Source organism: Methylobacterium sp. ap11, from assembly GCF_900110515.1.
GTDB classification, from domain to species: Bacteria; Pseudomonadota; Alphaproteobacteria; order Rhizobiales; family Beijerinckiaceae; genus Methylobacterium; species Methylobacterium ajmalii.
Genome location: NZ_FOEB01000006.1, coordinates 268,790 through 292,849, shown reverse-complemented (window position 1 = coordinate 292,849; position 24,060 = coordinate 268,790). Strand labels below are relative to the sequence as shown.

Annotated in this window: 20 protein-coding genes; 7 read left to right on the top strand and 13 right to left on the bottom strand. The window is 71.5% G+C overall.

Features of this window, described 5'->3' with window-relative positions; genetic code table 11:
* Positions 1–222: 222 nt before the first annotated feature.
* A complete protein-coding gene (locus BMX97_RS34170; protein WP_280142792.1) occupies positions 223–2,967 on the bottom strand; it encodes a Hint domain-containing protein in 2,745 nt (914 codons plus the stop codon).
* Positions 2,968–3,941: 974 nt separating this feature from the next.
* On the opposite strand from BMX97_RS34170, the gene BMX97_RS11625 reads away from it, so the two are divergent.
* From BMX97_RS11625 to BMX97_RS11605, 5 genes are all read left to right on the top strand, one after another.
* Positions 3,942–4,631 carry a phage tail protein gene (locus BMX97_RS11625; protein ID WP_091749701.1) on the top strand — a complete coding sequence of 230 codons (690 nt, stop codon included), beginning with the start codon at positions 3,942–3,944 and terminating at the stop codon, positions 4,629–4,631.
* Positions 4,631–4,957, top strand: a complete 327-nt coding sequence (locus BMX97_RS11620) for a DUF6916 family protein (RefSeq protein ID WP_091749698.1) — start codon at positions 4,631–4,633, stop codon at positions 4,955–4,957. Before BMX97_RS11625 ends, BMX97_RS11620 begins: the two co-directional genes overlap by 1 nt.
* A gap of 242 nt (positions 4,958–5,199) precedes the next feature.
* A complete protein-coding gene (locus tag BMX97_RS11615) occupies positions 5,200–6,018 on the top strand; it encodes a phage tail protein (RefSeq protein WP_244538384.1) in 819 nt (272 codons plus the stop codon).
* Complete coding sequence (locus BMX97_RS11610) at positions 6,015–6,335, top strand: DUF6916 family protein (protein WP_091749691.1); 321 nt, start codon at positions 6,015–6,017, stop codon at positions 6,333–6,335. Before BMX97_RS11615 ends, BMX97_RS11610 begins: the two co-directional genes overlap by 4 nt.
* 73 nt (positions 6,336–6,408) lie before the next feature.
* Positions 6,409–6,951, top strand: a complete 543-nt coding sequence (locus BMX97_RS11605) for a GNAT family N-acetyltransferase (RefSeq protein WP_091749688.1) — start codon at positions 6,409–6,411, stop codon at positions 6,949–6,951.
* A 28-nt stretch (positions 6,952–6,979) separates the two neighbouring features.
* Here the strand turns inward: BMX97_RS11605 and BMX97_RS11600 are convergent, their stop codons facing one another.
* From BMX97_RS11600 to BMX97_RS11550, 11 genes are all read right to left on the bottom strand, one after another.
* Positions 6,980–7,510: a protein phosphatase CheZ gene (locus BMX97_RS11600; protein WP_244538383.1), complete on the bottom strand. Its 531-nt coding sequence runs from the start codon at positions 7,508–7,510 to the stop codon at positions 6,980–6,982.
* 240 nt (positions 7,511–7,750) lie between these two features.
* Complete coding sequence (locus BMX97_RS11595; RefSeq protein ID WP_091749682.1) at positions 7,751–9,904, bottom strand: methyl-accepting chemotaxis protein; 2,154 nt, start codon at positions 9,902–9,904, stop codon at positions 7,751–7,753.
* 314 nt (positions 9,905–10,218) lie between these two features.
* Positions 10,219–10,800, bottom strand: a complete 582-nt coding sequence (locus tag BMX97_RS11590) for a hypothetical protein (RefSeq protein WP_091749679.1) — start codon at positions 10,798–10,800, stop codon at positions 10,219–10,221.
* A gap of 60 nt (positions 10,801–10,860) precedes the next feature.
* Positions 10,861–11,565 (bottom strand): ABC transporter ATP-binding protein, encoded by a 705-nt coding sequence (locus BMX97_RS11585; RefSeq protein WP_177202194.1) that lies wholly within the window; start codon positions 11,563–11,565, stop codon positions 10,861–10,863.
* Positions 11,558–12,289, bottom strand: coding sequence for an ABC transporter ATP-binding protein (locus BMX97_RS11580; RefSeq protein WP_091749673.1), 732 nt, complete (start codon positions 12,287–12,289; stop codon positions 11,558–11,560). The genes BMX97_RS11585 and BMX97_RS11580 overlap by 8 nt, the downstream gene beginning before the upstream one ends.
* Positions 12,286–13,326 carry a branched-chain amino acid ABC transporter permease gene (locus BMX97_RS11575; RefSeq protein ID WP_091749670.1) on the bottom strand — a complete coding sequence of 347 codons (1,041 nt, stop codon included), beginning with the start codon at positions 13,324–13,326 and terminating at the stop codon, positions 12,286–12,288. Before BMX97_RS11575 ends, BMX97_RS11580 begins: the two co-directional genes overlap by 4 nt.
* On the bottom strand, positions 13,326–14,204 hold the full coding sequence (locus tag BMX97_RS11570) for a branched-chain amino acid ABC transporter permease (protein ID WP_091749666.1): 879 nt from the start codon (positions 14,202–14,204) through the stop codon (positions 13,326–13,328). The genes BMX97_RS11575 and BMX97_RS11570 overlap by 1 nt, the downstream gene beginning before the upstream one ends.
* Before the next feature lie 268 nt (positions 14,205–14,472).
* A complete protein-coding gene (locus BMX97_RS11565; protein WP_091749663.1) occupies positions 14,473–15,723 on the bottom strand; it encodes an ABC transporter substrate-binding protein in 1,251 nt (416 codons plus the stop codon).
* Positions 15,724–15,861: 138 nt separating this feature from the next.
* A complete protein-coding gene (locus BMX97_RS11560; RefSeq protein WP_091749660.1) occupies positions 15,862–16,662 on the bottom strand; it encodes a putative hydro-lyase in 801 nt (266 codons plus the stop codon).
* Between the two features lie 117 nt (positions 16,663–16,779).
* Positions 16,780–17,676 carry a LysR family transcriptional regulator gene (locus tag BMX97_RS11555; protein ID WP_091749657.1) on the bottom strand — a complete coding sequence of 299 codons (897 nt, stop codon included), beginning with the start codon at positions 17,674–17,676 and terminating at the stop codon, positions 16,780–16,782.
* Between the two features lie 74 nt (positions 17,677–17,750).
* Positions 17,751–18,374 (bottom strand): FMN-binding negative transcriptional regulator, encoded by a 624-nt coding sequence (locus BMX97_RS11550; RefSeq protein WP_091749654.1) that lies wholly within the window; start codon positions 18,372–18,374, stop codon positions 17,751–17,753.
* A 148-nt stretch (positions 18,375–18,522) separates the two neighbouring features.
* On the opposite strand from BMX97_RS11550, the gene BMX97_RS11545 reads away from it, so the two are divergent.
* Complete coding sequence (locus tag BMX97_RS11545) at positions 18,523–19,980, top strand: MocR-like pyridoxine biosynthesis transcription factor PdxR (protein ID WP_091749651.1); 1,458 nt, start codon at positions 18,523–18,525, stop codon at positions 19,978–19,980.
* Positions 19,981–20,160: 180 nt separating this feature from the next.
* Positions 20,161–22,701, top strand: coding sequence for a putative bifunctional diguanylate cyclase/phosphodiesterase (locus BMX97_RS11540; protein ID WP_091749648.1), 2,541 nt, complete (start codon positions 20,161–20,163; stop codon positions 22,699–22,701).
* A 147-nt stretch (positions 22,702–22,848) separates the two neighbouring features.
* Here BMX97_RS11540 and BMX97_RS11535 read toward each other — a convergent pair whose 3' ends face one another.
* Positions 22,849–23,910: an HD-GYP domain-containing protein gene (locus BMX97_RS11535; protein ID WP_091749645.1), complete on the bottom strand. Its 1,062-nt coding sequence runs from the start codon at positions 23,908–23,910 to the stop codon at positions 22,849–22,851.
* Positions 23,911–24,060 lie beyond the last annotated feature (150 nt).

The following is a 24,060-nucleotide window of genomic DNA, read 5'->3' as shown; positions in this document are numbered from 1 at the left end:
GATGGCGTGTGCCCGCAAACCCGGTGCGAGCGCTTTTCGCCCACCGGAGGTCGCGCGCCCCTCTCCTCCGCCGGACGGGAGGGTCCGGCGCCCCGATCGTCCCCGCACGTCTCCTTGCTTTCCGCGAAACGCCCCTGACGACGAAACCCGCGGCGCGCCTGTCGGGGCGCCGCGGGCCGGTCTGGTCACGGTGGTCGGGCCGGCCCGGAGGCCGGCCGCGTCTCACGCCCGCCGCAGGAGGCGCGCGAGGAACGAGGGCCCGGCATCGGCCGTGCGCTCGATGCCGGACCGGGCGTCCTGCGCGGCGAGCCGCGCCCGGACCCGGTCGACGACCGGGCCGTGGAGGACGACCGGCGCGCAGGCCAGCTCCAGGTTCAGCGCCGAGGCGACGAGGTCCGGATGCAGGGTGACCGGTCCGTCGTGGTTCTCGAAGGTGCCGCGGTTGCCGCAATCGAGATAGCTCTCGGCGGGCATCCCGTCGGCGACCAGCACGTCGTGCACCGGGAGTTCGACGTGGTGGTAGATCACCTCCGCCTGGTCGAGCTGCGCCACCGACGCGCCGTTGACGAGCACACCGGCCGGGATCAGCACGTCGTCGACGAAGAGCGCGTGGCCGGGCGAGACGACGAGGTCGCGGTGCGGCAGGCCGGGGCCGAAGGCGTGCGCGGCGACCCGGACCGGCTGGGCCCGCTCGGGCTGCGGATGGCGCCGCAGGTCGAGGTGGCGGTGACCGACCCAAGCGACGCAGACCGTCTCCCCGGCGGCGGTGACGACGGCGTCGCCGGGCCGCAGGGCCTCGACCGGGCGCTCGCCCTCAGGCGTCAGGATCATCGTGCCGCGTGCGAAGCAGATGACCGGGCCGGTCGCACCGGTGGCTCCCTCCGGACCGGTCGCGCCCGTCGGACCGGTGGCCCCCGTCGCGCCGCCGGCACCCGTCGGACCGGTCGCGCCCGTGGTACCCGCGGATCCGGTCGGACCGGTGGCTCCCGTGACGCCCTGGGCGCCGGTGGCACCCTGGGATCCCGTCGCACCCTGAGCGCCGGTCGCACCTTGCGAGCCGGTCGCACCTTGCGAGCCGGTCACGCCCTGGGCACCGGTGGCACCCTGCGAACCGGTGACGCCCTGGGCTCCCGTCGCGCCTTGCGAGCCCGTGACGCCCTGGGCACCGGTGGCACCCTGGACGCCGGTCGCGCCCTGCGAACCGGTGGCACCCTGGACGCCGGTCGCGCCCTGCGAACCGGTGACGCCCTGGACGCCGGTCGCGCCCTGCGAACCGGTGACGCCCTGGACGCCGGTCGCGCCCTGCGAACCGGTGACGCCCTGGGCTCCCGTCGCACCTTGCGAGCCGGTCGCGCCCTGCGAACCGGTGACGCCCTGGGCACCCGTTACACCTTGAGAGCCGGTTGCGCCCTGGGCACCCGTTGCACCTTGAGCGCCCGTCGCGCCCTGCGAACCAGTTGCACCTTGGGCACCGGTCGCGCCCTGCGAACCGGTGACACCCTGGGCCCCCGTCGCGCCTTGCGAGCCGGTCACACCCTGCACGCCCTGATCGCCGGTCGCCCCTTGCGAACCGGTGACACCCTGAGCACCGGTGGCACCTTGCGAGCCGGTCGCGCCCTGCACTCCCGTCGCGCCTTGGGCGCCGGTGGTGCCCTGCGCACCGGTCGTGCCCTGGGGCCCCGTCACGCCTTGCGAGCCGGTCGCGCCCTGGGAGCCGGTGGTACCCTGGGCACCCGTCGCGCCCTGCGAACCGGTGACGCCCTGGGCTCCCGTCGCGCCTTGCGAGCCGGTCACGCCCTGGGACCCGGTGGCACCCTGGACACCGGTCGCGCCCTGCGAACCGGTGACGCCCTGGGCTCCCATCGCGCCCTGCGAGCCCGTGACGCCCTGCACGCCCTGATCGCCGGTCGCCCCTTGCGAACCCGTGACGCCCTGGGCACCGGTGGCACCTTGAGCGCCCGTCGCGCCCTGCGAACCGGTTGCACCCTGGGCACCGGTCGCGCCCTGCGAACCAGTGACACCCTGGGCACCGGTCGCGCCTTGCGAGCCGGTCGCGCCCTGGGCGCCGGTGGCACCCTGGACACCAGTCGCGCCTTGCGAACCGGTGACCCCTTGGGCTCCCGTCGCGCCTTGCGAGCCGGTCGCACCCTGGACGCCGGTCGCGCCCTGCGAACCGGTGACGCCCTGGGCGCCGGTCGCGCCCTGCGAGCCGGTCGCGCCCTGGGACCCGGTGGCACCCTGGGCACCGGTCGCGCCCTGCGAACCCGTGACGCCCTGGGCACCGGTGGTGCCCTGGGCGCCGGTGGAGCCCTGCGCACCCGTCGCGCCCTGCGCACCCGTCGTGCCCTGGGCGCCGGTCACGCCCTGGGCACCGGTGGTTCCCTGTGCGCCCGTCGCGCCCTGTGCGCCGGTGGCGCCCTGCGCACCCGTCGTGCCCTGAGCGCCGGTCGCGCCCTGAGCGCCGGTCGCGCCCTGGGCGCCGGTGGAGCCCTGCGCACCTGTCTCGCCCTGGGCACCGGTCGCGCCCTGGGCGCCGGTGGTGCCCTGCGCACCCGTCGCGCCCTGGGCACCGGTCGTGCCCTGCGTCCCCGTCGCGCCCTGGGCACCGGTGGCGCCCTGCGCACCCGTCGTACCCTGAGCGCCGGTGGTGCCTTGCGCACCTGTCGCGCCCTGGGCACCGGTCGTGCCCTGCGCACCCGTCGCGCCCTGGGCACCGGTCGTGCCCTGCGCGCCCGTTGCGCCCTGCGCACCCGTCGCGCCCTGGGCACCGGTCGTGCCCTGCGCGCCCGTCGTGCCCTGCGCACCGGTGGTGCCCTGGGCACCGGTCGTGCCCTGGGCACCGGTGGCGCCCTGCGTCCCCGTCGCGCCCTGGGCACCGGTGGCGCCCTGCGGGCCTTGGGTCACGTTCACCCGGTTGGCCGTCAGGCTGTAGCCGGCGGCCCCCGTGGTCGCGGTGCCGTCATTCACGGTATCGCTGAAGGTGAAGCCTTGGGCGGCATCATATGCCGTATATTGCACGGTTCCGTCTTGTACGGCGGCGGCAATCGCATCATCCGCTATGTATTGGAAAGAGAATTGAAAAGGACTGTTAAATGCACCACTGCTATTACCATTCAAACCGTTGGCAGTGCCAAGATAATTGCTCTAATTAATCGAATTTCCATAGAAAAAATTTATCGCATTTCCTTCGATCGACGTCGTTCCCGTTAGGGTTACAAGCCTCTGAACCATCGCGATACCTCAAAATTTTTCGTTGGCCTGCCGGACCTTGTCGAAGCAGGCGAAATGGCCATGCGGCGCGTCGATCGCTCGGCAAAATGCCCGCGATCAATCCATAACGGAAGGCAGAAAAACAGATTTTCGCGGCCACCGTCCATCAAACTCTCCACACGTGACATTTGCGCCATAGTTATGGTCTTATCTCATAATATGATGTTCTAAATTTATACTATCTATATTATGACTAGTAATTTATCATATATATTAGGTCAAAATAAGCACGATATGCTAAAATTGCCAGCCTGGGATTTCTTCGAAACCTATCGGATGTTTTTGCCTTCGGCGGCAATCTTATCCTGGCCGATCATGGAAGAATGCCGGGACAGGCCCCAGTCATCGTTCAGTCGACATGCCGGGCAAGCCGCCCAATCCCGGCTGCAATGAAAGACCGCACGACGGGTGAAGTGCCGTCTTACCGGTGACGTCGCGGTTGTCTATCCCGACAACCAGCTATGATGAGCAGATAGGCTCGCTCTAGCAATCATCTTGCCGGTTCAGCGTTAGCTCCAGGTGGCGTAGCGCCTAGCATCCATTTTCAAAGATCCGCTTGCCGAGAGGCGGTTGCGTCGTCTAACAGTCTACGGATAGGACGAATCACCGGATACAAGTGATTCGTCTGCATCCGGTGTAACACACGGCACAATCCATCGAAGGAATTTATCATGGAAGCGATGACGAGCATGATTTTCATGGTGCCGTTCACCTGGGCGCCGGATGGCTGGCTTTCCTGCCGAGGACAGATCTTGAATATCCAGCAATATCAGGCTGTGTACTCTCTCATCGGCACCATGTATGGCGGCAACGCCACAACGACTTTCGGCCTGCCGAACCTGTCGGGCCGCACGGCCATCGGCGCGGGCCAGTCCACGGTCACCCCCGGCACGCAATACGCGGTTTCCAGTGTCTACGGCACCGAGACGACCACGCTGGCGGCCGCCAATCTGCCGCCCCACGTCCATCCGGCGACGTTCGCGCCGACCATGGGCAGCCAGAACATCACCATCCCGGCGCAGACCGGTCCCCTGAAGGTGGCGCTGAACGTCTCGAATGCGCCGGGCGGCGGCGCCCCCGGGACCGGGACCGTGCTGGGATCGGGCACGAGTACATCAAAGATCTACGCGGCCTATCCCCCCACCGCCCCCAATGCCATGACCGCTCTCAACGATGCATCGACCACGGTGACGGGCACCCCGGCAATTCCACAGCAGACCGTTGCCATCAACACGGTGACCGGCGGTACCGTAACGGTCGGCGCGAATAGCGGCGGCACCCCGTTCAGCACCATGCAGCCCTCGCTGGCGCTGAACTTCATCATCACGATGTTCGGCCTCTACCCGCAGCGGCCGAATTGATGACTGATTCGCTCAGCACCCTGTCCGCCGGGCTGTTCACCCCCGCCCTGGGGGAGGCGTTCATCTTCCGGAACCTGAACGGCTCCACCCTGACGGTGACGCTGGTGCGGTGCGACCAGTATCCGCGCGCGACGATGCCGGGCAGCGCCCGCACGGCGTTCGGGCTGATCTTCACCTGCTCGGCGGACGCGGTCGGCGACTATGGCGGCGGCCACGGCGTGCTGTCGCATCCGACACTCGGCGAGTTCGGACCGCTCTACGTCGAGCGCATCCTGCCTGTCGGCTTCCCGCTGGGTACCGCCTCCTACCAGGCCGCCTTCTCCTGAGCGGCAAGGGCCGGCTCCGGCCGGGGATCATTCCCCGCTCCAGCACGGCGGCCGCCCTTTTCGATCTCCCACCGGCGGGACATCCGCCGGAGGTGGAACGATGCCGGATCTCGTCCGCGGACGGCAGGGGCACGGGACGGTGAAGCACATCCAGCGGCAACGCTCCGGCCGTCGGACGAACGGCCCGGGGGGCATCGATCCCTCCCGGTCTATACCCCTCGGGCAGTCGCTGCGTCATCGCCATGGACCATCATCTCGCGATCATGCGCGGATTGCCATTGTCATTCACTAAAGCGCCTGATAACACTCGAATTGAGCTCTCATTATTTTTCTACACGATTTCAAATCGTTCAATCGAAAATCTCGCGGAGGAACTCACAATGGACGCATTTATCGGAACTATCCTTACGGTTGGATTTAATTTTCCGCCTAATGGCTGGGCACTGTGCCAGGGGCAGATCCTGCCCATCAATCAAAACCAAGCGCTTTTTGCGCTCTTCGGTACGTTTTACGGCGGCACCGGCACGACGACTTTCGGCCTACCGGATCTGCGCGGTCGTACGCCTCTGGGTTTCGGCCAGGGCCCCGGCCTCCAGAACTACGGCATCGGGACACCGGCCGGCACCGAAACGACGACGCTGACCGTCGCCAACATGCCGATGCACACCCATCAGGCGACGTTCGCGCCGACCACCGGCAGCCAGAACATCACCATCCCGGCGCAGACCGGCCCCCTGAACGTGGCGTTGAATGTCGCGAGCGGGCTGGGCAACACCAACCCGGGCGCTGGGACCGTGCTGGCAGCGGGCCCAACTCAGGGGAAAATCTACACGGCCTATCCCCCGGCCTCCCCCGCCACCATGACGACGATCAACGCCGCGTCGATCACGGTGTCGGGCACCCCGGCGATCCCGGAGCAGACCGTCGCCGTCACCACGGTGACCGGCGGCGCCGTGACGAACGCCCCGATCGGCGGCAGCCAGGGCTTCACCAACCTGCAGCCCTCGCTGGCGCTGAACTTCATCGTCGCGCTCACCGGCATCTATCCGAGCCGCGGGTGACCGCCTCGCTCGACACCCTCTCGGCGGGCGTCTTCGCCCCCCTGGTGGGGAAAGCGTTCGGGCTGCACGGCCCGGACGGCCACGGCTTGGCGGTGACGCTGGCGCATTGCGACGAGCATCCCCGCGCGACCATGCCGGGAAGCGCCCGTACGGCGTTCAGCCTGACCTTCGTCGGTCCCGCGGACGAGGCATCCCCGGGCGGCGAGTGCGTGCTGTCGCACCCCTCGCTCGGCACGGTCGGGCCGCTCTACCTCGCGCGCGTCATGCCCATCGGCTTCCCGCCGGGCAGCGCGGTGTACGAGGCGGTCTTCGCCTGACCACCCTCGCGCCTCCGCAGCCCGCCTGCGGGGGCGCCCACGTTCCGTTTTTTCCCGACAGGACATCCGCCGCATGGTCGCTTATGCCGGCTCCATCCCGCTGCTCGGAGGCCTGGGGCTGCGCCCCATCCGCCCGACGGACCAGGACTTCCTGCTGCAGCTCTTCGTCGAGTCGCGTCCCTGGCTCACCTGGGCCGCCGACGACCGCGACTTCCTGCAGACGCTCTACGAGCAGCAGTTCAAGGCCCTGCGGACCGGGCTCGAGACGGTCTATCCCGAGCACCTGGACTTCATCGTCGAGCGCACGGGCCAGGCGGTCGGGCGCCTCGCCGTCGATCTCGGCTATGCCGATTGGCGCATCTCGGAACTGGCGATCGTCCAGGCTGCCCGCGGCAAGGGCATCGGCACCGACCTGGTGCGCAGCCTCCAGATGGCGGCCGAGCAGCAGCGCCTGCCGATCACCCTCTCGACCCCGATGGCCGGCGCCACCGACGGGCGGAGCCTCTACGAGCGCCTGGGCTTCCAGGTCACCGCCGTGCGCCCGCCGGTCTACGAGATGGCGTGGCTTCCGGCCTGCCTGCGGGCGCCGCAGCCGGCCGGCCTCGCCACCGGCTGAAGCCGCGGGGCGTCCGGAACGGCGCGCGCTACGGGAACATCGCGTCGACGGCGTCCTGCGACACCGCCGCGGCGCCGGGCAGGGCCGGGCCGTTGAGGAGGGACTCCTCCTCGCCGCGGGTGTCGGGCTTGGGCCGGGTGGGCGAGGGCGTGGCGCCGGACCACAGGCGCAGCATCTCGCCGACCCGCTCCTCGACGTCGACGATGGTGCGCACCACCTTGGAGATCCGCTGGCCGGTCAGGTCCTGGAAGTTGCAGGCCTCGAACACGGTCTGCATCTCGGCCTGGATCGCGCGGGCATCCTCCCGGGTCGCCTCGTCCTGCGCCCGCTTGGCGATGCCGCGAGCGAGGGCGTCGACGGTCTCCGAGACGGTCAGGATGGTGTGGGTGGCCTGCTCGGTGCCCTGGACGACGGCGTGCAGCTCGTCGCGGGCGCGGCCGCTCTCCTGCTGCTCGCGCAGGTCGGCGATCTCCTGGCGCGTGCGGGCGATGGTCTCGGAGATCGACATCAGGTGACGCTGCAGCAGCGCCGTCGTGTCCTCGAGGGATCCCGGGCTCACCGTACCAGTCATCATGATCGCAGGCCGTTGCAAGACATCACGCTGCCAAAGACCGTAGCCCGTCCGACTTAATCAATTCCGAACGTCGCCGTACCGTCATCCGGGCGCCGCGCCGCCGGCCAATACTGTCGCGCGGCGGGCGCCGGGCGAGCGGCCGGAACGGCGAAGGCCGGACCCCGCCCGCGGGCAGGATCCGGCCTTCGGCCACGATCGATCGGTCCCTGGCGGAACGCGACCCGGTCAGGCGGCGCGGACGCTGGCGAGGAAGCCGTCGACCTCCCGGCGCAGGCGGGCGCATTGCTCGGCGAGGTCGTCGGAGCCCTGCGACACCTCGGAGGCGGCGCGGCCGGCCGCGGCGGCGGCGCCCGCGACCTCGTTGATGTCGCTCGTCATCGCGGCGGTGCCCTCGGTCGCCTCGGCCATCTGGCGCACGATCTCGTGGGTCATCGCGCCCTGCTCCTCGATCGCCGAGGCGATGCCGGTGGTGACCTGGCTCATCGCCTCGATCTGCGCGGTCACCCCGGCGATGGCGCCGCCCGCGCCCTCGCTGGTGGCCTGGATCGCCGCGACGTGCCGGCCGATCTCCTCGGTCGCCCTGGCGGTCTGGCCGGCCAGTTCCTTGACCTCGGCGGCCACCACGGCGAAGCCGCGGCCGGCCGCGCCCGCCCGCGCCGCCTCGATGGTGGCGTTGAGCGCCAGGAGGTTGGTCTGGGAGGCGATCTGCGAGACGAGGCCGACCACGTCGCCGATGCGGGTGGCGGCAGCCGTCAGCTCCGCCATCGTGCCGCCGGCACCGCGGGCCTGGGCCACCGCCTCGGACGACATCCCGGCGGCCTGGACCACCTGGCGGCTGATCTCCGCAACGGTCGCGCCGAGCTCCTCGGCGGCCGCCGCGACGGCGCCGATGTTGCCGCTGGTCTGCCGGGCGACCGCCGCCACGGTGACCGAGCGCGACGAGGTGCCCTCGACCGCCTGGTGCATGGCGCCGGAGGCGCCGATCAGCCCCTCGGCCGCGCCCGACACCCGGCCGACGATGCCGCCGACCGAGGCCTCGAACCGGTCGGCGAGGTCGCGCAGCAGGCTGCGGCGGGCCTGCTCCTCGCGCAGGCGCGCGGCCTCGGTGGTCTGGAGCTGCTGGGCGGCGTCCTCCAGCGACATGTCGCGGATCATCACCACGGCCCGGGCGATGTCGCCGATCTCGTCGCGGCGCTTGAAGCCCGGCACCGCGTCGAGAACCTGGCGGGCGGCGAGCGCCTTGAGCGCCGTGGTCAGGGCGCCGAGGGGCCGCACGATCGCCCGCGACATCAGGAGGCCGAGGAGCGCCGTGCCGGCGAGCACCGCGAGCCCGATCATCACGAGGAGGCGGGAGAGCTCGCCCACCGCCTGGAGCGCCTCCGCCTCGGATTGCTCCGCCACCAGGGTGTAGGGCACGCCGAGCACCGGCACGACGGCGCTCACCGCCCGGTGGCGGCCGTCGGCGCCATCGTAGCCGAAGGGCTTGTCGGCCGCCAGCTGGTCCGGCGCGATGCCGAGTTCGCTCAGGGGCGCGCCCGCCTTCACGGCTGGGTCGAGGGGCGGGTTGCCGCGCAGCTTGCCGTCGGCGCCGACCGCCAGGGTCTGGCCGGTCTCGCCGAGGCCGGCGCGATGGGTCAGGGTCTGGTCGAACAGGGCCGGGGTGATCCGCATCACCACGTAGCCGGCCCGTTCCACCGCCTGGGCGGTGCCCATCGCGACGTTGGCGCGCCGGTTCATCGGCTTGCCGATGAAGGCCGCCTGCCCGCCGACCGGGTAGGCGGCGAAGTCAGCGAAGTTCACGGCGTCGGGGCCGGCCGCCTTCATCCGCTCGAACAGCTTGGAAAGGCCGGTGTCGCGCAGCGCCGGGTCGGAGAGCGAGGCGGCGAAGTCGTCGCCCTTGGTCGCCGTGTAGACGATGCGCCCGTTGGTATCGAGGAACATCAGGTCGGCGTATCCGGCCGGACCCAAGAGCTTACGGGCGACCTCCTGTACCTTGACGTGCCGGCGGCCGTACATGGTGTTGGTGGTGGTGCCGTCGAAGGCCAGCCGCGCCTCGACCCCCTGCGGCGCCCGGAACGCCGCCAGGATGCCGGCATAGTCGGGCTTGCCGGGATCGAGGGTCTCGATCAGGTCTGTGAAGTTCGAGGCCACCTGCGGATGGTTGGCGGCGGCGACGAACTCGGCCTGGGCCCGGTCGGCGACGAGCGCCATGCCGTGGCCGGTCGCGGTCGCGGCGAGCCGCAGGCGGTCCTCGACGGCCGAGACGAGGCTGCTCCTGGCCGTGTACCAGCTCAGGCCGCCCATCACGGACGAGCTGACGAGGGCCAGGCCGACGATGGTGGCGGGCAGCCGGACGGCCAGCTTGGACAGGGTCAGCATGTAGGGTGATCCAGCTCGCGATGCGCTGCTTGCCGTTGAAGGCATGGGGATTCAAGGCGGAACCCCCGTTGTCCTGAGAGCATCATAAGCGGGGAAATTTTTCGTAAAGCCCTGCCCCCGGCGGCTCTCGGCCAAGGCGATAACAGTTACGACCGGACCTTTGGCCTAGTCCGGACTGGCGCCAGCCCGGTGGACAGGATTGCTTCCGCTACTGCCGCGTAGTTTCTTCGGCAGGTCTCATTCCGGTGACCATCGGGCAATCGCCATGCTCGGAACCCGCTTCCGGTCTCGGTGCGGATACCGAGCGGCCGCCGTCAGGCGTAGTCGCCCGGGGCGATGTCGGCGCTGCGCAGGAAGATCTGGAGGGCGGGCTGCATCGCGCGGTGCAGCCGGGCGAGGTCGTCGCGCGGGCCGCCGACGGCCTTCGCCATCGCGTCCTCCAGGCTCCCCGGGCCGTAGGGGGCGTCGGCATCGACCGCCGGGACGCCGCGCGCCTCGTCCCACCCCATGGCGAGGTGGCGGATCAGGGCGACGTGCTCGGGGCCGATTTCGAACACGATCTGCTCGGGCGAAGTGCCGGTGCTCTCGTCGCGAAACACGTCGGAGACGTGCGTCAGGTCGAGCTTGGTCAGCGGGTTGTGGTAGCCGTAGCGGCCGGGCTTCAGCTCGGCGTGGCGCAGGAAGGCGACGAGCGCCGCGCCCACCGCCCGGTGCTCCTCCGCCGCGCCCTCGTCGTCGCCGGTGACGTTGGCGATGTCGCCGTCGCGGTCGAGGCTGCCGTAGGGGGCGTCCGGGTGGATCGCCGGGGCGCCCTGCCCCGCCGGGTCCCAGGCCACGACCAGGCGCCGGATCAGGGCGATGCGCTCGAGCGTGATCTCGGTGGTGGGGGTGGTCATCGCTGGGTCTCCGTGCCGGGCCTCTGTAGAGCATCGGGACCGGCAGCGGGAGTCACGGATCTAGATCCCGAGATAGACCCGGCGCACCTCTGGATCGTCGCGCAGGGTCGCGGCGGGCCCCGAGAGCATCAGCCGGCCGGTCTGGAGCACGTAGGCCCGGTCGGCGATGCCGAGCGATTCCGCGAGGCGCTGCTCGACCAGGAGGATCGTGGTGCCCGACGCCCGGATCGCCTCGATGGCGGAAAAGATCTCGTCGACGAGCTTGGGCATGATGCCCTGCGAGGGCTCGTCGAGCATCAGGAGGCGCGGCCTCGTCATCAGGGCGCGGCCGATGGCGAGCATCTGCTGCTCGCCGCCCGAGAGCGTGCCGGCGCGCTGCGGCAGGCGCTCCTTGAGGCGGGGAAACAGCGAGAACACCCGCTCGAGCGGCGCCTCGCGGTCGGGCGCCTTGCGGTGGAGATAGCTGCCGAGCCGCAGGTTGTCGGCAACCGAGAGGCGGGGAAACAGCCGCTTGTTCTCCGGCACGTAGGCGATGCCCCTGGCCGTGATGGCGTGGCCCGGCAGCCCGTCGATGCGGGCGCCGTCGAACACCACCTCGCCGGCTTTCGGCCGCTCCATCCCGGCGATGGACTTGAGCAAGGTCGACTTGCCGGCGCCGTTGGCGCCCGCCACGACGACGATCTCGCCGCTCGCGACCTCGATCGAGACGCCCTGGATGGCGAGCAAGCCCTGATAGGCGGTGGAGAGCCCGCGGACCTCAAGCAGCACGGTGGCGCTCCCCCAGATAGGCGGTGATCACGCCCTCGTGGCGCACCACCTCGGTCGGGTGACCTTCCGCGAGGACCCGGCCGAGATGCAGGACGACCGCGCGGTCGACGAGCGGCATCACCACCTCCATCACGTGCTCGACCATGATGACGGTGACGCCGCTCGCCGCCACCTTGCGGATCAGCTCGACGCCGGCCTTGGCCTCGCTGGGGGTCAATCCCGTCAGCACCTCGTCGAGGAGGAGGAGCTTCGGCTCGGTGGCGAGCGCGCGCGCCACTTCCAGGCGGCGCTTCTCCGGCGGGGTCAGCTCGCCGGCCACGGCCTCGGCGCGATGGGCGAGGCCGGCGAAGTCGAGGGTCTCGAGCGCCCGGCGGCGGGCCGCGGCGGCGCTGGCGTGCCGGGCAAAGCCCCCGACGACGACGTTCTCGAGCACGTTCATCGAATCGAACGAGCGGGGCACCTGGAAGGTGCGGGCGATGCCGCGTCGGCAGCGCTCGGGGGCGGAGAGCGGGGTGATGTCCTCGCCCCGGAAAAAGATCCGTCCCTCGCTCGGCTGGTAGGTGCCGGAGATCAGGTTGAACAGGGTCGACTTGCCGGCCCCGTTCGGCCCGAGCAGGCCGAGGATCTGGCCCTCCGGCACGTCGAGGCTGACATCGGCGTTGGCGACGAGGCCGCCGAAGCGGAGCGTGACGTGGTCGATGCGCAGCAAAGGTTCGCTCACGGCGCGGCCTCCTCGTTGCGGGCCCGGCGGGTGCGGGCAAACAGGCTGAGCACGCCTTCCGGCCGGGCGAGCGCCACCACCATGACCAGCACGCCGTACAGCATCAGGTCGAGGCCGTTGCCGCTGCCGCCGAGATAGGAGCGGCTGATCTCGGTGAGCGGGATCAGGATCGCCGCGCCGACGAGCGGCCCCCATAGAGTGCCGATGCCGCCGAGCACCGCCGGCAAGGCGAAGAGCAGCGAGAAGCGGAAGCTCATCACGCTCTCGGGATCGATGTAGGAGACGTAGGCCGCGTAGAAGCCGCCGCCGATCGCGGTGAAAAAGGCCGAGACCGCGGCCGCCGCCATCTTGGAGCGGAACACCTCGACGCCGAGGCTCTCGGCGGCCTGGGCGTCGTCCTTGACGGCGCGCCACCAGTAGCCCCAGCGCGAGCCCTCGATCAGCCAAGTGACGAACCAGACCACCGCCAGGAACCCGACCGCGAAGTGGACGTACGGGACCTTGTCGCGGGCGAACTGGAGCGTCCACCACGAATCGGGGTTGAACGGCCACTGGATGCCCATCGCGCCGCCGACGAAGTCCCAGTTGTGGACGAGCAGCAGCCCGATCTCCGCGATCACGATGGTGGCGATCGAGAAGTAGTGGCCGGCCAGGCGGAAGCACGGATAGCCGAGGACCAGCGCCACCGCGGCCGAAAGCAGGCCGCCCGCCAGCATGCCGAACCACGGCAGCACGCCGTAAGTCACGAACAGGACCGAGGTCGCGTAGGCACCGAGGCCGAAATAGAGCGCGTGGCCGAGCGACACCTGTCCGCAATAGCCGCCCAGGATGTTCCAGCTCTGCGAGAGCGCGGCGTACATCAGGGTCAGGATCAGGACGTTCTGCAGGTAGACGTCGGTGATGCCGTAGGGCAGCGCGGCCAGCCCCGCGAAGACCAGGGCGGCGACGACGAGCTTGCGCCGGCGCTTGGCGGCGTGGCTCGCCTCGGCCCGCGCGAGGCCGGAACCCGGGGCCAGGGGGGTGGTCGCGGCGGTCATCAGAGCCTCCCGAACAGGCCTTGCGGCCGCACGAACACCACCGCGAGGTAGAGGGCGTAGACCCCGCTCGATTTCAGCGCCGGCGGCAGGATCACCGCCGTGAACGCCTCGACGAGGCCGACGATGATCCCGGCGACCAGCGCTCCGGCGACGCTGCCGAAGCCGCCGAGCGCCACCGTGACGTAGGCGATCAGCGCGAAGCTCGCCCCGACCTGGGGGTGGATGTAGTAGAAGATCGCCAGCACCGCGCCGGCGAGGCCGACGAGTGCCGCGCCCAGGCCCCAGCCGAGGGCGAAGACCCGGTTGCGGTCGATGCCGACGAGCGCCACCGCGCCCTGGTCCTCGCGCGTCGCCTCCAGCGCGCGGCCGAAATCGGTACGGCTCATCAGGAGGTGCAGCCCCCCGAAGGCGGCGAGCGAGACCACGGCCCCGAACAGCTGCGGCCAGGGCAGGAAGATCCCGCCGAGTTCGAGGGTGCGCCCGCCGAGCCAGGTGTTCTGGACGTTGCGGTAATCGGGCGTGAACAGGTACTGGGCGGCGCCCTGGAGCAGGATCGCCAGGCCGAAGGTGGCGAAGATCTGCACCATGCCCTGGTTGGCCTTGGCCCGCATGGCGAAGCGGACCACGCCCAGATAGGCGGCGGCGCCGAGAACGAAGAGCAGGGCGGCGACCAGCGGCATCAGCACCACCGGATCGAGCTGGGTGACGAGCACCAGCCCGAAGGTCGCGTACATGGCGAGCATCAGGAACTCGCCATGGGCGAAGTTCACCACGTCCATCAGGCCGAAGATCAGCGAGAGGCCGACCGCGATGAGGGCGTAGATCAAGCCCATCAGGAGGCCGCTCGCCAGCACCTGCACCAGGGCTTGCGTGGTCATGGGGGTGGGGGCTCCGGTGGGGGCGTGCAATGATGGATCGCTCGGCGCGAGGAATGGCGCAGGGTCCTCCTCTCCCCGCGGGCGGGGAGAGGGCCGAGCCCTCGTTCAGAGGGGTCGGCGAGCCCGCGGGGCGAGGGTGAGGGGATGTCTCCGGACGAGGCTCGTCCGGCACCTCACCCTCGCTCCGGCTTCGCCTCCGCTTGCCGTGTTCCCTGGACGGGAACACGGCCCTCTCCCCGCCCGCGGGGAGAGGAGAAAGAGCATCGCCTTACGCGTTCATCGGCCACTTGGCCGGCGCCACCGCGGCCGATTCCGGGAAGACGGTGACGAACTTGTCGCCGATCCACTGCAGCAGGACCGGATCGGCGTGGATGTTCTGGCCGTCGGGGCCGAAGGCCACCTTGGTCCAGGGCATCACCGTGCGGTTGCCCGGGATGTCGGTGGCGGCGAGCGCGGCGCGGATCTTCTGGCCGTCGGTTGAGCCGGCGCGGTCGAGGGCGTCGGCGAGCACGATCATCGCCATGAACTGGCGCGAGGAGTTGTCGTTGAGGTCGCGGCCGGCGCGGGCCTTGTACATGGCGTTGACGGTGGCGACCATCGGGCGCTTGGCGGCGAGGTCGAGGGAGAAGCTGCCCCGCGAGATCAGGCCCTGGAGCTTGTCGCCGACCGCGTCGTAGGTGACCTTCTCGGAGAAGCCGGCGGCCTGCGCGATGATGCTCTTCGGCTTGTAGCCGAGTTCGGCCATCGTCTTCGTCAGCAGGATCGCGTCGGTGGTGTAGCTCGTCGGCAGGAGCACGTCGGCGTTGGCGGTCTTGAGCTGCTGCACCTCGGCGGTCAGCGAGGGCGAGTTGCTCTTGTACTTCACGTCGGCGACGAGCTTGTAGCCGCGCTCGGCGGCGAGCTTGCGCTGCACCGTCGAGGAATCGACGCCGTAGATGGTGTCCTCGAAGAACAGCGCGACCGAGTCGATCGTCTGGCCCCGCTTGCGCTGGGCGTCCAGGAAATCGAACATCGCGGTCGAGAACATCTCGTCGTGGGCGGCCGGCCGGAAGAAGTACTTCAGGCCCTTGCGATGCAGGCTCGGCGACGAGGAATCGGCGCAGACGAAGGGTACGCCGTAGCGCTCGGCGGTGGCGCTGACGGTGGCCGAGACCGCCGACTGGTAGCAGCCGACGAGCGCCGCCACCTTGTCCTGGGTGATCAGGCGCTCGGCCTCGGCGCGGCCCTTCTGCGGGTCGGCCTGATGGTCGGCGAAGACGAGGCGGATCTTGGCGCCGCCGAACCCGGCGAGCCCGACGCCCTTGGCGCCCGGCAGGTCGAGATCGTGGTCGTTGTTGATCAGGTCGAGCGCGGTCTCGATGGCGTGACGAGCATCCACCCCGACCTGCGCGCTCGCCCCCGACATGGCGTAGAGCACGCCGACCACCACCTCCGGCGCCGCGGCGCGGGCGGGCGCACCGCGGAGCGAGGCGAGGGACAGGGCGCCGGCGCCCACCAAGAGTTCTCGACGACGGATCATGCGCTGGCCTCCAGGGGTCGGGGAGTTCTTCTAAGCCTCATTCCGCTGCTTTTGAAAAGCCGACGCCGGCACCGTCGACGGCTTGAGCGCGGGAATAATGCGAACAAAAGGCTAAGACGAAGTGATAGGGGACATCTGTTAGAGCACCGCATATTCGCTGTTGCGCCGGTCGGTGATCAGCATGCAGCCCGGGGCATGGGTGATGGCGAAGGCCGGCCGCACCGCGGCGATGACCGATTGCGGGGTGACGCCGCAGGCCCAGAAGACCGGGATCTCGTCGGCACCGATGGTGACGGGATCGCCGTAATCGGGGGCGGCGATGTCCGCGATGCCGATCAGGTCCGGCCGGCCGAGATGGACCGGCGCGCCGTGCACGGCGGGGAAGCGCGAGGTGATCTGCACCGCCCGGATGGCCTGCGCGGGGGTGAGCGGGCGCATCGACACCACCATCGGCCCGGCGAAGCGGCCGGTCGGGGTGCAGGGGATGCTGGTGCGGTACATCGGCACCCGTACCCCCATCTCGACGTGGCGCAGCGGCAGGCCGTCCTCGGCCATCGCCGCCTCGAACGAGTAGGAGCAGCCGATCACGAAGGCGACGAGGTCGTCGCGCCAAAGGTCGACGACCTCGTCGCGCTCGGCCACCACCTCGCCGTCGCGCCAGACCCGGTAGCCCGGGATGTCGGTCGCGATGTCGAGGTCGAGGCCGAGTTCGGGGATCCGCCGCTCGCCCGGCGCGGAGACGCCGATGATCGGGCAGGATTTCGGGTTGCGCTGGGCAAACAGCAGGAACTCGGCGGCGAGGTCGGCCGGCAGCACCGCGAGGTTGCCCTGGACGAAGCCGTCGGCGATGCCGGCGGTGCAGCCCGTGATGGCGCCGCTGCGGCAGGCGAGCCGGGCGGCCTCGCCGCTTATCCGCGCCCGGTCGAAGGGAAGGGTCATCGCAGATCCCCTGCTCGCGGCAGATGTCCTGCCCAAGGATGAAGCATGATCACATCGCAGGCACGTCACGGCCAATCGTGATTTCGCATCGGTTTCGATAAGCGGGCCTTATCCGTGTCACTGGCGCCAGTCCGGCGCGGCGGCGACCTCGCAGGCGAGCCGGGCGGCCTCCGCGGCGAGGCCGCTGTCGGGCAGGCTGGCATAGGTGGCCGTGAAGGCGATGTCGGGCAGGGCCGGCGCCGGGGCGATCACCCGCAGGGCGCCCTCCTCCAGGTCGCGGCGCACCACCTCGGGCGGGATCACCCCGATGCCGATGCCCTCGCGGGCCATGCGCACGATGGTGGAGAGCGAGGCGTTGCTGTGCAGACGCGGCGGCGGCAGGTCGGAGCGCGCCAGCATCTCGCGCAGGGACACGTACGGGTTGGTGTTCTTCGGGTAGGTGATCAGCGGATGCCGCAGGAGGCTCGCCAGGCTGACCTCGCCGGGGCCGAGATCGAGCTGCGGCGCGGCGATCCAGGCCAGGGACACGCTGCAGAGCGGCAGGTTGACGAGGCTCGGCATGGTGATCGGGCCGACCAGGAAGGCGAGGTCGAGGTCGCGGTTCAGCAGCGCGTCGCGCATGTTGGGCGAGATGTCGACCGCGATGTCCACCGTGACCCCGGGATGGGTCTCGTTCATCCGGGCGATGAAGCGCATCAGCCAGGTATGCACGATGGTCTCGGACACCCCGAGGCGCAGGACGCCCCGCATCGCGCCGGGCCCGGCCACGCTCCGCATCATCTCGGTGCGCAGGTGCAGGAAGCGCTCGGCATAGCCGAGGAGGTCGCGCCCCTTGGGCGTGAGCGCGACCGAACGGGCGCGGCGCTCGAACAGCCGCACCCCGAACTCGTCCTCCAGGGCGGCGATGCGCTGCGACACCGCCGGCTGCGAGGTGTTCATCCGTTCCGCCGCCTTGCGGAAGCTGCACAACGAGGCGGCCCAGTAGAAGATCTCCAGGCTTCGCAGGTCCGCCATGCCCCGTCCCGGTTCGCGTTCGCCGGGCATCTTGGAGCAAGGATCGGACCGGGGGCAAATTCCGGTCGGGCGGATCAGCCCTCGGGGATCAGGCCGGCCACCCGGCGCGCGCCGTCATCGCCCGCCGCGAGCCCGGCCGCGACGCCGGCACGGTCGGCCGCGCTGCGGTTCTGGCTCATCTTGCGCTTGCCCTCGAGACGGGCGATCGGCAGCCGCAGGCCGACGATGCCGCGCAGCTGCGCGGCGACGAAGTCCGCCGGCGCGTCCGCGACCGCCCAAGGCGCCGCCCGCGCGCCCTCGTGCCGCTCGGTGAGCCGGGTGACGACGGCGAGCAGGCGGTCGGGCTCGTCGAAGAACTCGGCGGTGCCGTAGGCGTGGACCGCGACGTAGTTCCAGGTCGGCACGACCTTCCCGGTCTCGCGCTTCGTCGCGTACCAGGACGGCGTCACGTAGGCGTCGGGCCCGCAGAAGATCGCCAGGGACTCCGCCAGGGCCGGCGCGCGCCAATGCGGGTTGGCCCGGGCGAGATGGCCGTAGAGCACGCCCCGCTCGCCCTCCTCTGGCGCGAGGAGGAGCGGCAGCGGCGTGCACAGGAGCCCGTCCGCCGTCGCGGTCACGAGGCTCGCGAGCGGCGCGGCGCGCATCGTTTCGTGGATCGCGGCTTCGTCGGTCTCGCGGAAGGCGGGCGGGACGTACATCGAAGGTCTCCTCCGGCGGCAGGTCGTTTCGGGCGGCGGGTCTTGTCGGGCGGCGGGTCTTGTCGGGCGGCACGGGTCCGGCGCTGGTCCTTGCCCCGAAACCGGCCCATGCTGAACGGCCAGTTCGCAGAGAAAACGGTGGGCCAGCTTGACCGACGCGTCGCCCCGCACCGCGCCCGGCAGCCGCCGGATCGGCGCCGACCTGAAGGCGCAGATCGTCCGGGGGGTCTATCCGCCGGGATCGGCGGTGCCGTCGAGCCGGGCGCTCGCGGCCGAGCTCGGGGTCTCGCGCACCACCGTGACGGCCGCCTACGACCAGCTCGCCGCCGAGGGCTGGCTCGAGACGAGGCCCGGCGGGCGCACCCGCGTCGCCGCCGGCATCCTGCCCGTGCCGGCGGCGACGCCCGACACCTCGGCTGCGCCGCCGCGGCTCGCCGCCTTCGGCCGGCGCCTCCTGGCCGAGCCGCCGCCCGACGCGCGCCCGGGTCCGGCGATCGATTTCCGCTACGGCGACCTCTCGGGGGGCGATTTTCCGGTCCTCGCCTGGCGGCGGGCGCTCAACGCGGTCCTGCTGCGCCGGCCGGCCCGGCTCGGCTACGGCGACCCCCGCGGGCTGCCGGAGCTGCGGGCGGCGCTGCAGGGCTACCTCTGGCGCGCCCGCGGCCTGCGCTGCGAGCGCGACCAGATCGTCGTGGTCAACGGCTCGCAGCAGGGGATCGACCTCTGCGCCCGGCTCTTCGTCGATCCCGGCGACCGGGTGGCGTTCGAGGATCCGGGCTACGGCACGGCGCGGCGGGCCTTCGCGGTCGCGGGCGCCGCGATCGTGCCGGTCCCGGTCGACGCGGAGGGCATGCGGACCGAATGCCTCGTCGGGTTCGGGCCCGCACGGCTCGCCTACGTCACGCCCTCGCACCAGTTCCCCCTCGGCGGCGTGATGCCGGTCGCCCGCCGGCAGGCCCTGCTCGCCTGGGCGGAGGCCTGCGGCGCGATCGTCGTCGAGGACGATTACGACGGCGAGTACCGCTTCGACGGCAGGCCGGTGGAATCGCTCTCGAGCCTCGATCGCACCGGCCGCGTCGTCCATGTCGGGACGGTCTCCAAGACCCTCTCGCCGCAGCTGCGCCTGGGCTACCTCGTGGTGCCGCCGGCCCTCGCGGCCGTCGTGACCGAGGCCAAGCGCCTCGCCGACCGGCAGGCGCCGGGGCTGGAACAGGCCGCCCTGGCGGAGCTGATGGCCGGCGGCGCCTACGAGCGCCACCTGCGCCAGGCCCGCCGGCGCAACGCCGCCCGCCGCGCCGCCCTGCTGGCCGCCCTCGCCGAAAGCTTCGGTGCCGAGGTCCGGGTCGAGGGCGCGGCGGCGGGCCTGCACCTCGTCGCCTGGTTCCCGCATGAACCGGCCTCGCGGGAGGCCGCCATCGTGGCGACGGCGCGGGCGGCCGGGATCGGCGTCTACCCGGTCGGCCCGCTCTACCACGATGCGGCGGCGCGGCCGGACCGGGCCGGGCTGGTCCTGGGTTTTGCCGGCAGCGAGCCCAATGCGATCCGGGCCGGTATCCGGAGCCTCGCCGCCGCCCTCGCCGGCCGCCCGAAGCGGTTTAACGGGTGAGCCGGGAGGACCGGTTCGCCCCGCAGCGATTCGGCAACGCTTTTCCGTTAGGCCCGGGCGACTCCGTCCCGCGGCCCCCTCCCCTGGCCCCGCCGCGCGACGACACCGCGCAGCGTCGATCCAGCCTCGCCGGGGACTTCCGTGCATCAACCCTCTCCGGCATCGGCCGCTTCCTCGGGCATGGCAGGGGCCGGGCCGACCCGGCGGCGGGAGGTCGGGCTCGGCCGGCGGCTCCGGGGCACCGCCCTGCTGCTGGCGGCGGGCCTCCTCGCCCTGACGGCGATCGTCGTCGCCCCCTCGGTCACCGCCTACCGCGACAGCCGGAACAACCTCGCGCGCATCGCCCGGCTGCGGCAGGTGCTGGAGGCCGCCAACCGCCTCTCGGCCGAGCGCGGCCCCTCGAACGTGGTCATGGCGATCGCGCCCGGCAGCGACCCGGCGGCCGAGGGCCGGCTCGCCGCGTTCCGGGCGACGAGCGACGCGGCCCTCGCAATCCTCGAACGGGCCGGCCCGGCCGCCTCGCCGGGGGAAGACCGGTCCGTGCCGGCCCGCGTCGTCGCGGCGACCCTGGCCCGGCTGAAGGAGGCGCGCCGGGAGGTCGACCGGGTCGCCGCGCTGCCGGCCGACGGGCGCCGGGCCGGCGACATCGCCGCGGCGGTCGCCCGGATGGTGGCGGTGGTCGACGTCTTCCAGGAGGCGGTCGCCTGGGAGATCCGCACCCTCGGCCGGGCCGACCCGGTCCTGATCGGGCCCGGCCTCGTCGCCCACGTGGTGAGCGACCTGCGCGAATTCGGCGGCCGGATCGGCTCGGCGATCATCCCGGCGGTCGCGGTGCAGCAGCCGCTCGGCGTGGCCCAGCTCGCCGAGGCGAGGCAGATGCGCGGCCGCATCGTCGAGTTGATGCGGCTCCTGCGCGGCCAGGCGGCGTTCGGGCCGGGCGAACCCCTGGCGGACCTCCTGCGCGAGGTCGAGACGACCTTCGGCGAGACCGGGCTCGGCCTGATCGACGCGGCGATCGCGGAGGGACGGGCCGGCGGGCGCTACGCGCTCTCGGCCGACGAGCTCACCCGCCGCTACGTCCCGACCCTGAAGCCGGTCGAGTCCCTGCGCGACCGCTACCTCGCCGGAATGGTCGCGGGCTTCGCCGCCGAGCGCGACGCCGTGGGGACCCGGCTCGCCGTCGTCGCCTGCGGCACCGTCGCGCTCCTGGCGCTGCTCGTCGCCGTGCTGCAATCGCTGCGCGCCTCGGTGCTGCGCCCGCTGCTGATCGCCCGCGAGACCGTGATGGCCCTGTCGCAGGACGGGGTGCCGGCCCCGCCCCGGCCTCAGGTCGTGCGGGTGACGGAGATCCGACGGCTGTTCGATGCGCTCGGAGTGCTGGAGGAGCGGATGCGCGAGCGCACGCGCCTGATGGCGAGCCTGCGGCGGCAGGCCGAGACCGACGGCCTGACCGGCCTGAGCAACCGCCGAGGCCTCGCCCTGGCGATGGCGCGCCTCGCCGACGCGCCGGAGGGTTCCGGGGCCGCCGCCCTGATGATCGACCTCGACGGGTTCAAGAAGGTCAACGACAGCCTCGGCCACGAGGCCGGCGACGACCTGATCCGGCAGGCCGGCGCGCGGCTCTCCGCCTGCATCGGCCGGGACGGGTACGTCGCCCGGATGGGCGGCGACGAGTTCGCGGTGCTGCTGCCCGGCCGCGGCGAGCCCGGACCGGCGACGGCCTTCGCCGACACGCTGCTGCACAGCCTCTCCGAGCCGTTCCAGGTCGAGGACCAGGCCATCCATATCGGGGCGAGCATCGGCATCGCGCTCAGCCCGCTCCACGCTCCCCTCGCCGACGGGCTGCTCGCCTGCGCCGACATGGCGCTCTACGAGGCCAAGCGCGCCGGACGGCACTGCCACCGCCTGTTCACGCCGGCCCTGCGCGACGCCACCCTGTCCTGGACCGCGCGCCAGCAGGAGCTGCCGCGGGCGCTGGCGGCCGGGGAATTCGTGCTGTTCTACCAGCCGCAGCTGCGCCTCGCCGACCGCCGGGTGGTGGGCGCCGAGGCGCTGATCCGCTGGCGCCATCCCCGCCTCGGCCTCCTGTCCCCGGCGGAGTTCCTGGCCCCCCTCGAGGGGAGCCGGCTCGCCGTGCCGGTCGGCCGCTTCGTGCTGCGGGAGGCCTGCGCCCAGGCCGCCGCGTGGCGCCGGGCCGGGGCCGGCGACCTCCGGATCGGCGTCAACCTGTTCGGGGCGCAGTTCCACTCGGCGAGCCTCGTCGACGAGGTGAAGGCCGCGCTGGCCGATTCCGGCCTGCCGGCTTCGGCCCTCGAGCTCGAGATCACCGAGACCATCATCCTGCAGCACGACGAAGCGCTGATCGCGCCGCTGCGGGCGCTGCGCGCCCTCGGCGTCGGCCTCGCCTTCGACGATTACGGCACCGGCTACGCCTCGCTGAGCCTGCTCAAGCGCTTCCCGCTCACCCGGCTGAAGATCGACCGCTCGTTCGTGCAGGGCATGGTCGCCTCGTCCCAGGACCGGGCGATCGTGCAATCGGTGCTGACGCTCGGGCGCAGCTTCGGGCTCGACGTCATCGCGGAGGGCGTCGAGACCGAGACGATGGCGGAGGGATTGCGGGCGCAGGGCTGCGAGGAGGCCCAGGGCTACCTGTTCGGCCGCCCGATGCCCGCCGAGGCGTTCACCGCCCTCACCTGCCCCGGCGAGCGGCGCACCGCGTGAGCGGGGCCCCGCAGAACGGCCGCCCGGAAGGCGGATCGGTCGTTCGTGACGGGATACCACGATGGAGCAGCCGGCATGCGGCCGCGTGGACCGGGCCGCCGTCGGCCCGACGGTCGCTCGGCCGCCGCTCCGCAGCGCGGAGCCGGCTCAGCCCGCCGCCTTGAGCGATTCGCCGAAGGACTGCACCAGGCGGGCTTCGAGCTTGCCGTCCATGGCGGACAGGATCGCCATCGCGTCAGCCATCGGCATCGGCGGCTTGTAGGGACGGCGCTCGGTCAGGGCGGCGTAGATGTCGCAGATCGTGAGCAGGCGCACGATGTCGCCGATCTGCCCCTCGGCGAGGCCGTCCGGATAGCCCGATCCGTCGAGCATCTCGTGGTGGTGGCGGGCGGCCAGCAGGGTGATCGGGTCGCGCTCGCCGCCCGCCACCAGGATCTCGTGGCCGATGGCGGCGTGGGTGCGCATCACGCTCATCTCGTCGGGCGTGAGCCGGCCGGGCTTGTTGAGGATCTCGAGCGGGATGCGGGCCTTGCCGACGTCGTGGATCAGCGCGGCGCGCACGAAGCGGAACTGGTCCTCGTGGCGGAAGCCCAGATGCAGCGAGAACTGCGCGGCATGGCCGGCGACCAGCAGGCAATGCTGGTAGGTGGCGTCGTCGTGGGTCCACACCGTATCGAGCCAGCGGGCGAGGCCGCCCTCGCGCACCGCGGTGAGGATCGGGCCGAGGCCGGCCTCGACGGCGCCCATGCGGATCGGCTGGCCGGCCCGCGCCTCGGCGAGGAGGCCGTTCAGCGCCTCGCCGGCCCGGGCCACGCCCTGGCTCACCGTCTGGGCCTCGCCCTCGGCGATGATCCCGACCTGGTTGGCGAGGGCCGCCACGATGGTCTCGGGCGGCACGTAGGCGGGCATGCACACCGTCGCCCCGAGGGTCTTGGCGTGGCGCAGCGCGTCCTGGGTCGCCTTCCGCAGGAGGCAGATCACCGGCAGGTTCTTGTCGGCGAACCGGCGCTGCAGGGTGCGCAGGCAGTGGTCGGCTTCCGGCCGGGCGAGGGTCATGTCCGACACCACGCCGGCGAGCGCCCGGCGGCCCCGCCAGGTCTCGTCGGGGCCGACGACGTCGCAGATCCCGATGCTCCGCAGGGCCGCGCCGATCGCGGCACTGCGGTCCGGCCTGTCTGTCACGAGGACGAAGGTCCTCTCGTCGGGCATCGCGTCCCTCCCGGCAGCCGCACGGCTCTCCTGTGCCCCCCGATTACAGGTTTAGTCCCGAACAAATGCTTACGGCGATGGCGGAGATGGCGTTGCGGCAAGCTGAAGATCGCGCGGCCGCGCGTCGTCGCGCGGATCCGGCGGCATCGC

Bases quoted from the DNA above. Each gene is read 5' to 3' on its own strand.
- BMX97_RS11625 (WP_091749701.1), top strand. From the start codon at position 3,942: ATGGAAGCGATGACGAGCATGATTTTCATGGTGCCGTTCACCTGGGCG.
- BMX97_RS11620 (WP_091749698.1), top strand. From the start codon at position 4,631: ATGACTGATTCGCTCAGCACCCTGTCCGCCGGGCTGTTCACCCCCGCC.
- BMX97_RS11615 (WP_244538384.1), top strand. From the start codon at position 5,200: ATGGACCATCATCTCGCGATCATGCGCGGATTGCCATTGTCATTCACT.
- BMX97_RS11605 (WP_091749688.1), top strand. From the start codon at position 6,409: ATGGTCGCTTATGCCGGCTCCATCCCGCTGCTCGGAGGCCTGGGGCTG.
- BMX97_RS11595 (WP_091749682.1), bottom strand. From the start codon at position 9,904: ATGCTGACCCTGTCCAAGCTGGCCGTCCGGCTGCCCGCCACCATCGTC.
- BMX97_RS11590 (WP_091749679.1), bottom strand. From the start codon at position 10,800: ATGACCACCCCCACCACCGAGATCACGCTCGAGCGCATCGCCCTGATC.
- BMX97_RS11575 (WP_091749670.1), bottom strand. From the start codon at position 13,326: ATGACCGCCGCGACCACCCCCCTGGCCCCGGGTTCCGGCCTCGCGCGG.
- BMX97_RS11570 (WP_091749666.1), bottom strand. From the start codon at position 14,204: ATGACCACGCAAGCCCTGGTGCAGGTGCTGGCGAGCGGCCTCCTGATG.
- BMX97_RS11565 (WP_091749663.1), bottom strand. From the start codon at position 15,723: ATGATCCGTCGTCGAGAACTCTTGGTGGGCGCCGGCGCCCTGTCCCTC.
- BMX97_RS11560 (WP_091749660.1), bottom strand. From the start codon at position 16,662: ATGACCCTTCCCTTCGACCGGGCGCGGATAAGCGGCGAGGCCGCCCGG.
- BMX97_RS11555 (WP_091749657.1), bottom strand. From the start codon at position 17,676: ATGGCGGACCTGCGAAGCCTGGAGATCTTCTACTGGGCCGCCTCGTTG.
- BMX97_RS11550 (WP_091749654.1), bottom strand. From the start codon at position 18,374: ATGTACGTCCCGCCCGCCTTCCGCGAGACCGACGAAGCCGCGATCCAC.
- BMX97_RS11540 (WP_091749648.1), top strand. From the start codon at position 20,161: ATGGCAGGGGCCGGGCCGACCCGGCGGCGGGAGGTCGGGCTCGGCCGG.
- BMX97_RS11535 (WP_091749645.1), bottom strand. From the start codon at position 23,910: ATGCCCGACGAGAGGACCTTCGTCCTCGTGACAGACAGGCCGGACCGC.